The organism is Mesorhizobium onobrychidis, from assembly GCF_024707545.1.
Lineage (GTDB): Bacteria > Pseudomonadota > Alphaproteobacteria > Rhizobiales > Rhizobiaceae > Mesorhizobium > Mesorhizobium onobrychidis.
This window is the reverse complement of the sequence record NZ_CP062229.1, coordinates 4,858,674-4,873,502: the sequence shown is the minus strand read 5'-3', so window position 1 is coordinate 4,873,502 and position 14,829 is coordinate 4,858,674. Positions and strand designations below refer to the sequence as shown.

11 protein-coding genes and 1 pseudogene are annotated in these 14,829 nt (G+C 60.3%); 8 read left to right on the top strand and 4 right to left on the bottom strand.

What is annotated here, in order from left to right; genetic code table 11:
* Positions 1-235: 235 nt before the first annotated feature.
* On the top strand, positions 236-2,425 hold the full coding sequence (locus IHQ72_RS24255) for a GumC family protein (protein WP_258117750.1): 2,190 nt from the start codon (positions 236-238) through the stop codon (positions 2,423-2,425).
* Positions 2,426-2,450: 25 nt separating this feature from the next.
* Here IHQ72_RS24255 and IHQ72_RS24250 read toward each other — a convergent pair whose 3' ends face one another.
* Positions 2,451-3,680 (bottom strand): GNAT family N-acetyltransferase, encoded by a 1,230-nt coding sequence (locus IHQ72_RS24250; protein ID WP_258117749.1) that lies wholly within the window; start codon positions 3,678-3,680, stop codon positions 2,451-2,453.
* Between the two features lie 91 nt (positions 3,681-3,771).
* Here IHQ72_RS24250 and IHQ72_RS24245 point away from each other — a divergent pair, with 91 nt between their 5' ends.
* Together IHQ72_RS24245 and IHQ72_RS24240 are read left to right on the top strand one after the other, a co-directional pair.
* A complete protein-coding gene (locus IHQ72_RS24245) occupies positions 3,772-4,827 on the top strand; it encodes a polysaccharide deacetylase family protein (RefSeq protein ID WP_258117748.1) in 1,056 nt (351 codons plus the stop codon).
* 555 nt (positions 4,828-5,382) lie between these two features.
* Complete coding sequence (locus tag IHQ72_RS24240) at positions 5,383-7,296, top strand: adenylate/guanylate cyclase domain-containing protein (protein WP_258117747.1); 1,914 nt, start codon at positions 5,383-5,385, stop codon at positions 7,294-7,296.
* Here IHQ72_RS24240 and IHQ72_RS24235 read toward each other — a convergent pair.
* Both IHQ72_RS24235 and IHQ72_RS24230 read right to left on the bottom strand, forming a co-directional pair.
* Positions 7,293-7,679, bottom strand: a complete 387-nt coding sequence (locus tag IHQ72_RS24235) for a YHS domain-containing (seleno)protein (RefSeq protein WP_258117745.1) — start codon at positions 7,677-7,679, stop codon at positions 7,293-7,295. The two genes, IHQ72_RS24240 and IHQ72_RS24235, sit on opposite strands and share 4 nt — an antisense overlap.
* A 313-nt stretch (positions 7,680-7,992) precedes the next feature.
* Complete coding sequence (locus tag IHQ72_RS24230; protein ID WP_258117744.1) at positions 7,993-8,256, bottom strand: hypothetical protein; 264 nt, start codon at positions 8,254-8,256, stop codon at positions 7,993-7,995.
* A 314-nt stretch (positions 8,257-8,570) separates the two neighbouring features.
* Here IHQ72_RS24230 and IHQ72_RS24225 point away from each other — a divergent pair, with 314 nt between their 5' ends.
* The 5 genes and pseudogenes from IHQ72_RS24225 (at position 8,571) to IHQ72_RS24205 (ending at position 13,706) form a co-directional block, all read left to right on the top strand.
* A complete protein-coding gene (locus tag IHQ72_RS24225) occupies positions 8,571-8,750 on the top strand; it encodes an AraC family ligand binding domain-containing protein (RefSeq protein WP_258117743.1) in 180 nt (59 codons plus the stop codon).
* A complete protein-coding gene (locus IHQ72_RS24220; protein WP_374120276.1) occupies positions 8,747-9,865 on the top strand; it encodes a branched-chain amino acid ABC transporter substrate-binding protein in 1,119 nt (372 codons plus the stop codon). The genes IHQ72_RS24225 and IHQ72_RS24220 overlap by 4 nt, the downstream gene beginning before the upstream one ends.
* A 59-nt stretch (positions 9,866-9,924) precedes the next feature.
* Positions 9,925-12,414 (top strand): adenylate/guanylate cyclase domain-containing protein, encoded by a 2,490-nt coding sequence (locus IHQ72_RS24215; RefSeq protein WP_258117741.1) that lies wholly within the window; start codon positions 9,925-9,927, stop codon positions 12,412-12,414.
* Positions 12,415-12,526: 112 nt separating this feature from the next.
* Positions 12,527-12,642 (top strand): annotated as a pseudogene (locus IHQ72_RS24210) (GNAT family N-acetyltransferase); the annotation flags it as partial.
* Positions 12,643-12,953: 311 nt separating this feature from the next.
* Positions 12,954-13,706, top strand: coding sequence for a tyrosine-type recombinase/integrase (locus IHQ72_RS24205; RefSeq protein WP_502572802.1), 753 nt, complete (start codon positions 12,954-12,956; stop codon positions 13,704-13,706).
* A 275-nt stretch (positions 13,707-13,981) separates the two neighbouring features.
* On the opposite strand, the gene IHQ72_RS24200 is transcribed toward IHQ72_RS24205, so the two are convergent.
* Positions 13,982-14,818: a bile acid:sodium symporter family protein gene (locus IHQ72_RS24200; RefSeq protein WP_258117739.1), complete on the bottom strand. Its 837-nt coding sequence runs from the start codon at positions 14,816-14,818 to the stop codon at positions 13,982-13,984.
* Between the last annotated feature and the right edge of the window lie 11 nt (positions 14,819-14,829).

Here is a 14,829-nt window from a genome sequence, read left to right as displayed (position 1 = left end):
AGAGACGGCCGGTTCCGATGCTTTTACCTGCCGCTTGCGAGTAAAAACCTAACAGATGCTTACCGCGATATTAACGGCTGAGTTACCATAGTTGTTTACGGTGCATCCTGACCAATGCATGTCGCCCAAAAGTGCGCAGCGGTTTTGCGACAACGACATGCATGAAAACAAGAGCTTAAAGCGCGTCGCATGAACCGGTTCAACGCGACGTGCTTTAAGTACCGGAGCAGGATCCATGTCCGTTCAATCCGCGGCCGCAGATGTCGACGTCGATCTCAGGCAGCTCTTCGCAAGCCTTGCGAGGAATTGGCTGCGCATTCTTGTCGTCGCGCTTGTAGTAACCGGCCTGGCGTTCGCGCTCACCTGGCTCGCCACGCCGCATTACAGGGCCGAAACACGGCTTTTGATCGAAACGCGCGAATCGGTTTACACGCGCCCCGACGGCACCAACGACAACGACAAGCCGATTCTCGACGAGGAAGGCGTGACCAGTCAGGTCGAGGTCATTTCCTCGACCGACATCCTCAAGCAGGTTGCGCAGAAGCTCAATTTGTCGCGGCTTCCCGAATTCGACGAGACGGCGGACATGCCGGTGTCGAGTCGTCTGCTCGTCATCGCCGGCCTGAAAAGCGACCCCAACGAGATTCCGCCGGAAGAACGCGTGCTGACGAAGATGCGCGAGAAGCTCAACGTCTATCGCGTTGAAAAATCTCGCGTTATCGTCATCGAATTCTCCTCGGAAAATCCCAGGCTCGCTGCCGAAATTCCGAACGCGATCGCCGACGCCTACATCTCCGTCCAGGGCAATGCCAACATCGAATCGAATTCGGCTGCAACCGACTGGCTGGCGCCTGAGATCGCCGACCTGTCGAAGCGAGTGAAGGATGCCGAGGCCAAGGTAGCAAGCTACCGCGCCCAGTCCGATCTTTTGATGGGCGGCAACAATTCGGTGCTCGCCACGCAACAGCTTTCCGAACTGTCCAGCGAACTGTCGCGGGTGCGGGCCAATCGCGCCTCGGCGGAAGCGACTGCCGACAGTGTGCGCAGGGCGCTGCAGAATGGCGGCTCGCTGGATGCGGTACCGGAGGTGCTGTCTTCCGAACTCATCCAGCGGCTGCGCGAGCGGCAGGTCGAGCTCAAGACCAACATCGCCGACCTTTCCACCTCCTTGCTCGACAATCATCCGCGTATCCGGGCGCTGAGATCGCAGCTTGCCGATCTCGACCGCCAGATCCGCAACGAGGCGGAAAAGATCATGAAAGGGCTGATGACGCAGGCGCAGACCGCCCAGGCCCGCGAAAACCAGCTTGTCGGCGACGTCAACACGCTGAAGGCCGCATCGGCGCGCGCCGGCGACCAGCAGGTCGAACTGGATGCGCTGCAGCGCGAAGCGACCGCCCAGCGGCAGCTGCTCGAATCCTACCTGACCCGTTACCGTGAGGCGTCCTCGCGCAAGGACAGCAACTATCTGCCGGTCGACGCCCGCGTCTTTTCCCGCGCGGTGGCGCCGTCCGAGCCCTATTTCCCAAAAATCCTGCCGATCACCGGTGCGGCCTTCGTCGGCTCGTTGCTGCTCATGGCGATCGTGACGCTTCTGCAAGAGCTGTTTTCGGGTCGCGCCATGCGGCCGGCCGCCGGCGCCCGCTTCGAGCGAATCGAACAGGTCGCTATGCCGGTTGCCCGCGAACCGTCCAACCGCGAACCGGCCGTTATCGAGGACGTCGAGGATCGGGCGGCGGAAGTCCCGGCAGAGCCGGAAGCGGCTGCCGCGGCGCCGGCAACGGCCCCAGCAACTGGCGAGGACGTCGAGCCGGCGCGCCCCACCCTTGGCGAGGTCGAAATCGACAGGGCGGTGGAAAAACTGATCACAAGCGGTGCGGCACGCGCCATATTCGTGTCGCCGGAAGGCGACGAGGCGGCCGCCTCGGCGGTGCTGGTGGCGCGTGAGGTTTCCGACGCCGGTCTGCGTGTGCTCCTGCTCGATCTCACCGCTTCGGGCGCCGCCTCGCGGCCAATGCTGGACAGCGGGCTTTTCCCGGGCATCACCAATCTGCTCGCCTCCGAAGCGCAGTTCAGCGACGTGATCCACCCCGATCTCTATTCGGACTGCCACGTCATTCCCGTCGGCACCGCCGATCCGGTCCGCGCCATGCGCGCCGCCGACCGCCTGCCGATCATCATGCAGTCGCTGACCACCGCCTACGATCTGGTCGTGGTCGAATGCGGACCCGCAGACGCGCAAGGCATCAGCCGCCTTGTCGGCGAGGACACCGAGGTCTTCCTGTCGCTGCTGGAGCCGGACGACGAGGTGGCTCAGGCCGCAGTCGAGCTGATCGAGAGCGGCTATCCCGACCTGACGCTGGTGACGCCGGTCGGCCACGAGACGCCAGGGACGCCGATACCCGGACGGCGCTCCGCCGCCTGAGACGTCCCGGAAATCTCGGCAGCGTTCAGCTGTCGTCTTCGCCCGCCGCAGGTGCTGCCTGTCCGGCCGTCTTGCGGCGCAGCATCTTGGTCAGCTTCCAGATCGTCGGACTGTTCTTGACGAAGGCTTTCAGGCGCGCGCCTTGCCGCAGGACAAACACCAGCGCGCGGCCCTTCAGCATCAGCGGAATCAGGACCTCGAAATGCTGGGTCTCGATATCGCACCACAGCCGCTTGTAGGGTTCGTCGCCGACCGAGAAATCATAGACATCGAATCCCCTCTCGCAGGCTTCCTCGATGTTGTCGAAAAACAGGAAGTCGCCGGGGCTGGCATGGGCGACGTCGTCGTTGGCGATCGCTCCGAACTCGCAGATCAGGCGTTTTCCCGAGCGGCTCGATCCGGTGACGGCGCGAAGCTTGCCCGCGACTTCGAGCCCGTGCAGTACGAAGGACGGCTTGTCGTCGGAAAGCGCTTCGACGAACAACGCGCGGAAGAAAGCACGAACCTTCGGCTCGCCGAAGACGTTGGCGACGCCCATCTTGCGGAAGCGGAACTCCTTCATCTCGAAAAACGCATCGAGCAGTCTGTTCACCTCGCCCGCAGTCTGCGCCTCGATGCGGCGGTGGCTGCCGACGGCCTCGAATTTGCGCGCCTGCGAGCGGTGCCTCTTGCGCCTGCGCTTGCCGCTCGCGCGGGAGAGCAGTGCATCAAAACCTCCCGCCAAGTCGACGGCCAGCGACAGGTTGGGGCTGGGAAAATGCGGGAGGGATAGAAGCGGATTGGCAATGCCGTCGAGATCGGGCAGCAGCCGTTCCAGTGCGACGAGGTCGATGTCCGGCCGCGCCCTGGCGATCGCCGCCAGCATCGAGCGGATTGCCGCGCCATCCGCCTTGGTCAGCCAAGACGGGTCGGCGGCGGCGAAATTGCCGTTGGCATGGCGGCCGCCCATGAAACGGGCGACGCGGAACGGACCGCGGCTGGTGACTTCCAGCGCCAACGAAAAAGCCGGCCTGCCTTCAGCGTTCAGCGTCGCCAAAACGGTGTCCGCTTCGGCATATCTGGCCCAGTTCAGAATCCAGGCCGGGCTCTGCGCCGGCGCGAACAGCGCCGAACCGCAGAACTCGGCATAGGCCGCAAGTGCCGCACCGTCGGCGACCGAGACCGACAGGCCGGCATGATCCGCAGGCAACGCGCGCGGCGCCGCCTCCATTGCTTCGAGCCGACTGCCGTCAAATGACGCGGTGGCGTCAACCATACCTCAATCCTTTAGGGCGTATTCACCGCGATTGGGGGCTCGCATAGGCGCATTCCGCGCTTGGATGAGCCTAGGCGCAAAAGGTGAATGAATGATCGACGGGGGCGAGGCGATCCGGAAACTGGCGCTCAACGTCGTCCGCTATACCGGTCTTGCCCCGCTGGCCAAGCCGTTTGTCGGCGGCATCGGCGCCATCCTTATGCTGCACCGGGTCACCGCGAGGCCGGAAAAACCTGATAGCGTCAACCGGCATCTCAACATCGCGCCTGAGTTCCTCGACGCCGTGATCGCCGATATGACGGTGAACGGCTATACATTCGTCACGCTGGACGAGGCGATCGAGCGCATCAAGGCCGGCGGCAAGGATGGCCAGTTCGCGGCGATCACCGCCGACGACGCCTACCGCGACAACATGACCGAGGCGCTGCCGGTGCTGGAAAAGCACGGCGCGCCGGTCACCATCTATGTCGCGCCGGGGCTGATAAACGGCGCCGCCGATCTATGGTGGGAGGTGGTCGAGGACATCGTCAGCGCGCGCGACCGGTTGATTCTGACAACACCGGACGGTGCGGTGACGATCGATTGCTCGACCGCGGGCAAGAAACTCCAGGCCTTTGCGCGCCTGCACGACTATTTGACGCTGGAGGTCCGCGAGGAGGACCAGCGCGCGGTGCTGCGCGAATTGGCGCGGTCGAACGGTATCGAGCGGGACGCGCGCCAGAGCACTTTGATGAACTGGGACGAGATCCGCGCCATGGCAGGGCATCCGCTGGTGACGATCGGCGCGCATACGGTCAATCATCGCAATCTGAAGCGGCTTCCCGACGCCGATGCGCGGCACGAGGTCGACGACGTCAGGCGCATATTGCAGGCCGAACTCGGCGAGGCGCCGCGCCATTTCGCCTATCCCTATGGCTATGCCAGCGCCGTTGGCGACCGCGAAGTCGGCTTTGCCCGCGACGCCGGCTATGCCTCGGCGGTGACGACGCGCCACGGCGTGCTGCGCGCCGAACATGCCGGCTTCCTGCAAGCGCTGCCGCGCATTTCGGTCAACGGTCGCTATCAGAGCGTTGCCCATATCCGCACGATGCTGTCGGGTGTGACGACGCCGCTGGCCAATGCCGGCAAGATGCTTGTCACCATCTAGTGGTGAAAGTCTGACACTCCGGTGGACGGCAAGAACCGACCCCTTGCGGACCATCCCTGATGGGAGGTCAAGGGAACGTCGTGACCCGAAGGCGACAACCAAATTGCTCGACCAGATGTCTGCTTGCGCCGACAGCGGACGCCCAGTCTTAGTTCGAATCTCGTACGGCGCGGGATGTACATTCCAAAATCATGTAGCGCGACGTCCGGTTTTGACCGTGGCTGTGTGAAAACTCCGCGAGATCGGATGCGTGGGATGATTTTCCCAAGATCGATCACGTTGACGGCACCAAAGGACGTCATGTCTCTGATCGCCTCTCCCAAGGAAATCATTCTACCGGTTCGTTGCGCTGTCGCGTTTTCACACTGCCAAGACCCATTCCAGACCTCCCGGCGCATGCACAGCAAAGGGCCTTGCGGCGATACAATGCGTCCGACTTCTGCTACGGTGCATTCCTCGGGCATAAGTGGTCTTAAAGAACGCCGTCGTGGATCGCAAGCTTGCTGCCATTCTTGCTGCCGATGTGGTGGGCTACTCCGCGCTGGGAGAGTCGGATTGTCAACCGAGCATGTAGAGCGGCGACTTACGGCCATTCTAGCGGCCGACATCTCCGGCTACAGCCGGCTGATGGGCAACGACGAGGAAGGTACGCTCGCCCAGCTGAAGGCGCATCGGCGTGCTCTGGTCGACCGAAAGATCAACGAACACCGCGGGCGGATTGTCAAGACCACCGGCGATGGGATGCTGGTCGAGTTCGCGAGTGTGGTCGAGGCCGTGCGCTGCGCCGTCGAGATCCAGCGCGGCATGGCGGAACGCAATGTCGCGGTGCCGGCAGGACAACGTATCGAGTTCCGCGTCGGCATCAATGTCGGCGACATCATCATCGAGGATGACGACATTTTCGGGGATGGCGTCAACGTGGCGGCTCGCTTGGAGGGGCTCGCGGAGCCTGGCGGCATCTGCGTCTCGGGCCGCGTGCAGGAAGACGTGCAAGGCAAGCTCGACATTGCCTTTGAGGATATCGGCGAACAGAAGCTCAAGAACATCGCTCGGCCGGTGCGCGCCTTTCGCGTGCGGCTCGACGCCACGGCCGCTCCGGCGCCCGCCGGCTGGCGCCGGGGATTGTTCGCCGCTCTGGCTCTGATGATTTTGCTTATTGTAGGCGCGCTGTGGGCCGGTCTTGGCTCTGAGTGGAAATTTCTCAGCATTCTGCGCTCTGGCGATCAATTCACAAAAAGTGCTGAAGTCAGCACGAAACCCGCGATCGCCATTCTCCCGTTCCTGAACCAGAGCGACGATTCGGCTCGTCAGTATTTCGCGGATGGATTGACGCAGGATATCATCAACGCACTGGGTCGGTTCTCCGCGCTGACCGTGATGTCGTGGAACGCTGTCTTCCCCTACAAGGGAAAGCCCGCAAGCCCGGAGGAGATCGGCCGCGGTCTCGCCGTCAGCTATCTGGTCGAAGGCAGCGTCCGCCAGACCGGCGACCGCGTGCGGGTCATCGCGCAACTCGTCGACACAAGGCAGGGACGGGTGATTTGGTCTGCACGCTTCGAGGAGGCGCTGGCGGACGTGTTCGCGCTGCAGGACAACATTGTCACTCGCATCGTCAGAGTCCTGGCGATTCGCGTGACCCAGATCGAACAAAATCGGGTGTTCGCGAAGCCAACCGAAAATCTCGCAGCCTATGATTACGTGCTGCGCGCCAGGCCGGCATTGCAGAGCCCGACGCATGCAAACAATGTGGAGGCGCGCGCCCTGCTCAGACGCGCCATCGAGCTTGACCCGAACTACGCTGCTGCATATGCGGCACTTGCCGAAACCTATCACATTGCCAGCTCGATGGGCTGGGCGGAATCGCCAACCGCCTTCCTGAGCCGTGCCGAGGAACTGGCAATCAAGGCGCTGAGCCTTGATGATTCCGACGTGCGCGCGCGCATCACCCTCGGCCACATCCACCTCTTTCGTCAGAGATACAACCAGGCAGAGGTTGAGATCGAGCGCGCCATTGCGATCAATCCGAACGATGCTCACGGCCTCGCCGGGCGCGGCACCATCCTGTTGTGGCTGGGACAGACGGATGCGGCGATCGAGGCCTTGGAGCAGGCGCAGCGTATCGACCCCGATCTCAATGCGATCGATCGCTTTGCGCTGAGCCTGGCCTACTATCTGAAACGGCGTTACGACGCGGCGATCGAACAGGCGGAACTTAGTCTTCGAACAACCGCAGGCGCGAACTTCAGCCGTATCCTGCTGGCGGCCGCCTATGCACAAGACGATCGAGCGGATGACGCCGCGCGTGTCGTGACGATGATACGCCGCATCGACCCAACCTTCGACCCGCAGGAGTTCGGAACCAAGCTTCTAAGCTCTGGCGATCTCGAACATCTGCGCGACGGATTCCGCAAGGCCCGCCTCTACCCCGTCACAGGCGACCTGCCACCGGCCGAGAGAATGAACCGCTAATGTCCTTGAAGTAGCGCGCGGTTCTGGTTGGCCTTCGCGATGTTCGCAGCAAGGTCCTGCTGGAAGAGCGCGGGTCCCATCGGGGCCGGTTTGCCGAAAATATAAAGCTTTCCGTCGCTGATCAGCCAGTTCTCCGGGTTGGCCTCGTCGAGCTCGCCCAGGGCCAGCGCCATTGCACAAAAATTTCCAAACTCTGGCGCGTAGCGAACAGGATCGGCCTTGAAAAGCTCGCGATGCTCGGCGTTCGCGAAGAGGTAGCGGTGCTCATCCCATTCGTACTCGATCTCCGGCAGCCCGCGCGTGGGGCTTCCGATGGTGAAATAGGCGACCGGGTCATAACCCTTGATCGCCAGCGGAACCGCTTCCGTGGCAAAAGAGGGCATCGAGGTCGCAAACAGGGCGGCTGTGACCGCCAGAACGAGGCGAATGGCATTTCGCCGAGAGACATTGTGCATGGCGAATTCCTGTGATTTGCCCTTCCCGGGCCGCGAACCGCCCCGCCTCCGCGGCAAACGAAGCCGTCTGCGTCATTTCGTTCGCGGACTGATCATGACTCTTGTAGCGCTCGGCCGCAACACGTTTCGGAGATTTTCGGAGTTCGAGTGTGGTTAGGGCTGGCGCCCATTGCAGGGGTGCCGGGCTGCATTCTTCGTCTGCTTATGGCGCAAGGCGGACCTTCCATTCCGAGCGACGATCTCAGAAATCTATAGCCGCAACAATGACATAGCAGTGCCCAGTTTCATCCTCTCCGGCGCGCCAAACTTTCGAACGTATAGATTTGAATGCCTGTTCGAAAATGCCGCCGAACAAAAGAGAGAACCTTTTGGGGAGCCGCCTTTGGGCCGCCGCACGGCAACCCAAGTTGACAGGATCGCGTTCGGTCAGCGATCCGGGCACCTCATGCATGACGCCGTCCTTGGTCGATGCATAGGACAGCCCGGTCTTCTCGATGACCGGCAAGGCGTCGAGCTCGGCCGTAAGCCCGATCGTGCGGCCACGCCCGCTGCGAAGGACGCCGACGACTCCGGTTCCACCGATGCCTATGAGCCTCCAGGCCGAGCGACTTGAGCTGATCGGCGACGAAGCGCGCCGTCTCCTTCTCCTGGAAGCCGAGTTCGGGATTGGCGTGGATGCGGTGACGCCAGGCGATGACTCTGGCGTAATGGCGGCGATGGGATCATTATGAAGCATGGTTCTCTCCTGCGTTGCCGCGTGGATAGGAGAGTTGGCCGGCACTCGTCTTGAACCAGATTGACCAGCTCGAGGATTGATGCGTGCAGGAGAGGAAGGAGTTCTCGCGCTACGCACGCTTCCGCGACCTTGGCTTGCTCAAGGCGCGCTTCAGGCAGCATAGCTTTGAGCTTCACACCCATCCGACCTACGTCATCGCGCTGATCACCGAGGGCTGCGAACGGGTTGGGGACTGTGCGGGACCACTGGAGTACCGACTATGAAGGCATTGACCATGGCCAGATTGCTAATCCGGTTATTTGGAGTTGTTGCCCTAATGACACTCAACTCAGTGGCCGCTCGGGCGGAGATCGCGATAGCGGTCGCCGGCCCGATGACTGGGCAAAACATCTTTAGGGGCGAGCAGATACAGCAGGGCGCCCAATTGGCCGTGGCGGATCTCAACGCCAAGGGTGGCGTACTCGGCCAGCGTGTCCAACTGCTGGTCGGTGATGACGCCTGCGATCCCGAGCAGGCTGTGGCAGTGGCGCGAAAGCTTGCGACTGACGGTGTTGTCTTCGTCGCGGGGCACGTTTGCTCTCATTCCTCAATCCCGGCGTCGAAAGTATACGAGGAAGAGGGCATTCTCATGATCTCGCCGGCCTCGACCAATCCGAAACTGACGGACGAGGGTGGTGCCAATGTTTTTCGCGTGTGCGGCCGCGATGATCAGCAAGGACTTGTGGCCGGCAATTACCTGGCGGATGTGTGGGCAGACAAGAGCATCGCCATCCTGCACGACAACTCAGTCTACGGTAAGGGCCTTGCTGACGAAACCCGGAAGCAATTGCACAAGCGCGGTGTCAAAGAGGCCATGTACGCAAGCTATATGCCGGGCAAAAGCGACTACGCGGAGCTGGTGTCCGGCATGCGAGCGGTGGCCATCGACGTCATGTATTTCGGCGGTTATGGCGCCGATGCGGGACTAATACTGCGTGAGGCCAACAATCAAGATTTCGAGGTTCAGCTTGTTGGAGGGGATAGTTTGACCACCGAAGAGTTCTGGATGGTTGCGGGTCCAGCGGGCGAAGGCACGCTGATGACATTTGGCGCTGATCCCCGAATGAATCCAGAAGCAGCTGAGGTCGTCGATCAGTTTCGTGCGCAGAATTTCGAACCCGGGGGATACACGCTTCACACATATGCGGCGGTACAAGCTTGGACGCAAGCTGCCGAAATAGCCGGTTCACTCGACCTCATGGCAGTAATCAAGGCTTTGCGAACCCATCGATTCCACACAGTTTTGGGGGAGATCAGCTTTGATCAAAATGGTGACGTAACGGCTCCCGGCTACGTCTGGTATCGCTGGACGAAGGGGGAGTACGTGCCAGCAAAGTAAGCCGTCAGAAGTCACGGAACCGCGAACACCGCCGGTCAAACCAAGGGAGGCGGCAACCATTGCAACAGCTTGGGGTTCGTGGTCGTTTATTCTTGGCCTTCTTGGGCATCAGCGCCTTTGCCGTATTCGCCGCGGCTGCCGCCATGTATGCATTTCTCCAGGTCGGTGAAGTCCTCGACCAAATCACTCAGAAACGCGTCCCGGCCGCCTTAGCGTCTCAGCAATTGTCTCGTCAGGCCGAGCGTGTCGTCTCGATGGCCCCGGCCTATCTTTCTGTCGCAACATCTATAGAACATGAGCAATTGTCGAGTAGGATCGCTGTAGAGGTTGAGCGACTCAAGGATCTACTGTCCGACGTCAAGCTCGGCGGCGTTAGTGCTAAATATCTCAATCTAATAGAGCCATCTGTAGAGCACCTAGTTATTAATCTAGATTCTTTAGGCACCGAGATTTCTCGGCAACTTGAGGCCCACGACCGCAAAGCTGAGCTGCTTCGCCAGCTGTCCAATACGCATATTGCTACCCTGCGTTTACTCGCACCCGGCCTCCGGGTGATGGAGGCAGACCTGTCGCGCTTGCGTAAGTCGATTGACGATGGCGACATCACGTCTGACCAAAAATCGCGGACGATCGCTAAGGTGGCCCAATCAATTGCCACTTTACAGCCACTGCAGAAGGCGCAGTTCGAGGAATCAACTATCTACGACACATTGCTTCGTGCCTCGGTTTCTCAATTGGCGGATCTACCGATTCTGAGCTTTCCGCTGGAGCGTTCGGTAAGTTCGTTGGAGCGCGTCGCTGCCGACATGGATCAAATGCTGCGATCACGCATATCGGATCGAACTAAGGAATTTCGAAGCTTGATAGACGGTCCGAATAGTATCCTTCGTGCCCGCGAGCACGAGCTCGAAATAATGAACAACGCGAGACTGCGGCTGGATGGAAACGTCGACCTTTCTCGCCAATTGACTGACGTGGTGGATCGATTGGTCGCAGCGACAAATGAAGACATAAACATGGCGAACCGAAGCGCAATTTCCGTGCAGCAATGGAGCACTGGGGTTTTGCTCGCAGTGGTCGGGTTGAGCCTAATAAGTTCAATTCTCATCGTCTGGCTCTACGTCGGACGCCATCTGATTGCCCGACTGACCGCGCTCAGCGACAGCATGCTGGCGATCGCCGATGGTAATCTGGAAGCGACTATTCCGGGCGGCGGCGATGACGAGATCAGCGGCATGGCTAAGGCACTCGTTGTGTTCAGGGACACTGCGGTCGAGGTCAGAGAGAGCAACTTAAGGGAAATCAATGAGGCACGCCGACGCTTGATTGACGCCATCGAGAGCATTTTCGAAGGTTTTTCGCTCTACGACGCCGAAGACCGGCTGGTGGTCTGCAACAGCAGGTACAGGAAGCTTTTATATCCGTGGATAGAGGATGTCGTGACGCCGGGAACATCCTTCGAATCGATCATTCGCGCAGCTGCTGAGCGCGGGCTTATCCGTGATGCTGAGGGGCGCATCGAAGCCTGGGTTGCCGAACGTCTAGCGCTTCATCGCAACCCTGGTCAGCCTCACCTTCAGCGAAGAAGCGAAGATCAATGGATTCTGATCAGCGAGCGAAAGACTGAAGATGGGGGCACCGTCGCGGTATACGCGGACATCACTGAGCTCAAGCACCGAGAGCAGGAACTTTCCGAAAAGTCTGAAGCGTTGGAGCAAAAATCTAAGACCTTAGAGCAGCTGTCCAGCCAGCTAGCGAAATATCTTTCCCCTCAGCTCTATGATTCGATTTTCAGCGGCAAGCAAGAGGTCAAGGTTGCCAGCAGCCGCAAGAAGTTGACGGTCTTCTTTTCGGACATCGCCGGCTTTACGGAAACCGCGGACCGAATGGAATCCGAAGAGCTCACTCAGCTGATCAACCACTATCTCACGGAGATGTCCCGAATCGGTGTGAATTATGGCGCGACCATCGACAAATACATTGGCGATGCCATGCTGATTTTCTTCGGTGATCCCGAATCCAAAGGTGTCAAAGAAGATGCTCTCGCGTGTGTGAACATGGCTATCGCCATGCAGAAGAAATTGCATGATCTGACCGACCTGTGGCGAGACTCGGGCATTGAGAAGCCGTTGCGGGTCAGGATGGGCATTCATACCGGCTATTGTACCGTGGGAAACTTCGGTAGCGCGGACCGGATGGACTACACCATTATCGGGGGGGCCGTGAACACCGCGTCTCGCCTGCAATCACTGGCCACGCCAGGGGAAATCCTTATCTCGTACGAGACTTTCGCGCACGTTAAGGATCAGGTCCGCAGTGAGGAACATGGCGAGATAGAGGTGAAGGGCATCTCGTATCCAGTCGCCACCTATCGGGTTGTCGACACTTTCGAGAACCTCGGGAGAGAACGGCGACATTTCCGGGAAGAGCATTCCAACGTGAGGATCGATATTGATCTTGAAGCGATGACGAAAGACGACCGAGAACCCGCAGCAGATATTCTGCGGCGGGCATTGAGACTGCTTACTGAAAGTGACAAACTCGAGTAACCGCAACGTGTGGTCCAAAAGAGACCGTAGGCTGTCCCCAATCCGTCTATCGCGCAAGCCTGCCGTTGCGACCGATCACGCCCTTCGTGCCCTGCACCTTTGTGCGCGGGGTCTGGGGCACGCGGCTGCGCGAGGCTTCCGGCCATGCAGTTCAACTGCGTGGTCAGTACCAACGAACGCGCGGTCAAGCTTTGGCGTCATCTTGGATTCGACGTTGTCGGAACGATTACGCGATTTAGAGGCCCGTGGATTGCACGTTTTAATCGACTTGCGCCGTTGGGCGCTCGAGTTCGAACGACTGGAGCGGGTCGACTCGAGCCCCTTGCGCGAAGGTCAGCTTCGGAGAAGCGCCGGGAATGTCAAGAAATGGCGCGTCCTTCCTGTTCGCAGACCGGAAGAATTGACCCTTGGACGAAGCCGCTCGCGCGGCACTGGCGCCCGTGGTGAAGGTCCAGCAATGATCTGAACGCTGTGCATTTGTGGATTTGCGGTCCTGGCTGACGATTGGGGTCTTCTCAATCATCAGACAGGAGGTTCCCATGACGGAGGAGAGGACCACCCCGCTGCGCGAGCGGATGATCGAAGACATGCGCATCCGCGGGATGGGCGACAAAGCCCAGCAGGCTCATATCCGAGCCATCAAGGATTTCGCCAGGTTTCTGAAGCGACCTCCGGACACCGCCACAGCTGATGACCTGCGCGCCTACCAGCTGCACATGACCAATGCGGGCCTTACTGCGCCCACCTTCAACGCCCGCATCGTCGCGCTGCGGTTCTTTTTCGGCACCACCTGCGGGCGCGAGGACATGAAGCGGCATATGCAGTTTCGCCGCCAGCCGCGGAAGCTGCCCGTGGTCTTGAGCGTCGAGGAGGTTTCCGACCTTCTGATGGCGGCCCCGGGGCCGGGCCTGAAGTATTGCGCGGCGCTCAGCATCTCCTATGGGGCCGGACTGCGCGCCTCAGAGGTCTGCAATCTCAAGATCGGCGACATCGACAGCGACCGCATGCTGATCCATGTCGAACAAGGCAAAGGGCAGAAGGACCGCAAGGTCATGCTGTGGCCCGGGCTGCTGGAGCTCTTGCGCGCCTACTGGCGCGAAGCGCGGCCACAAGGTTGGCTGTTTCCCGGCAAACCCAGGATCAACCGATCAACCCGATCTCGCCGCGGCAGCTCAACCGCGCGTTCATGGCGGCCAAGCACATGGCGGGGATCGCCAGGCCCGCGACGCTGCATACCTTGCGGCACAGCTTTGCCACCCACCTGCTGGAAGCGAACACCGATGTGCGGGTGATCCAGGTCCTTCTGGCCATGCCAGGTTGGCGACTACCGCCCGATATACCCATGTCGCCACCAAAACGATCCGCGACACCGTCAGCCCGTTCGACGGGCGGCGCTGGATACAGACTGTCAAAACCAAGGCCGAGCTGCATGGCGGCCTCTCGCAGGTTGGCGAGGTGGAGAACCCGGCTCCGGGTCGGCGCAGGTGCGGAGCAAAAGCTGGCTGCCTTATACGGTACCTCCAGGGATGATGGGAGCCATAGTCTTAGTCTAGCATGCCGTGTTGGCTCAACGATTGGCCAACGCACGAGAAAGCGGCATGAGGATGATCAATCCGACGATCGCGACAACAATTACCATTACGACCACTTGTGGGTCGCTGAAGCTTTGGTTCGCGACCACGAGTGCAGCGGCAATGTTGCGCTGGCTAGTACCGAGCGCCATGACCCATCTCGTGCCGGTCTCAGGACCGCCGAGCAACCAACCAATCCCAAAGCCCAATGCGACAAACAGAAGCCCTGCAAGAATTCCTCGTGTGCCGAAGACTTGTAGAACCTTGTCGATGTTCGCTGCAGTGATTAACAACATCAGCAGGATGAGGCTGATGTTGGAAATCCAGTCGAGCATGGGCTTCACCCGACTGGCCAATTCTTCGTATCGCGCCTTCAGGGCAAGTCCGATGGCGAGCGGGAGTAGCATCAGGAGGACGAGGGAACGAGCAATGTTCCACGGATCAACAGTGACCCCCGGGAGCAGCAAGGGCATGACGATAGGCAGGTAACCGACCGTGACAACCGTCAGAAGCACCATAACGCCAACGGAGAACGCGAGGTTGCCCTTGGCAAGTTCGGCGAGCTTCGGCAAGAACGGCGCTCCCGCCGCGCATCCGAGCACCAACATCCCGACTGCGAGGGGGTTATCGAGCCAGAGCACCTTCGCCAAGGCAAGCGCGCCAAGGGGCATCAAGACGAAATTGGCCAACAGTGCAAGCAGGACCAGACGGGCATTGCGCAGCGGTTCAACGATCTGCCGGATGGTGAGCCCCGAACCCATTGCCAGCATGCTTGAAACCACAAAACCAAGCATGGCCACAGTGACCGCTTTGTTCAACAAGTCCATCAGCATGGGCTGTCTCC

Coding starts and splice junctions, on each gene's coding strand:
- IHQ72_RS24255 (WP_258117750.1), top strand. CDS start 236: ATGTCCGTTCAATCCGCGGCCGCAGATGTCGACGTCGATCTCAGGCAG.
- IHQ72_RS24250 (WP_258117749.1), bottom strand. CDS start 3,680: ATGGTTGACGCCACCGCGTCATTTGACGGCAGTCGGCTCGAAGCAATG.
- IHQ72_RS24245 (WP_258117748.1), top strand. CDS start 3,772: ATGATCGACGGGGGCGAGGCGATCCGGAAACTGGCGCTCAACGTCGTC.
- IHQ72_RS24235 (WP_258117745.1), bottom strand. CDS start 7,679: ATGCCCTCTTTTGCCACGGAAGCGGTTCCGCTGGCGATCAAGGGTTAT.
- IHQ72_RS24220 (WP_374120276.1), top strand. CDS start 8,747: ATGAAGGCATTGACCATGGCCAGATTGCTAATCCGGTTATTTGGAGTT.
- IHQ72_RS24205 (WP_502572802.1), top strand. CDS start 12,954: ATGACGGAGGAGAGGACCACCCCGCTGCGCGAGCGGATGATCGAAGAC.
- IHQ72_RS24200 (WP_258117739.1), bottom strand. CDS start 14,818: ATGCTGATGGACTTGTTGAACAAAGCGGTCACTGTGGCCATGCTTGGT.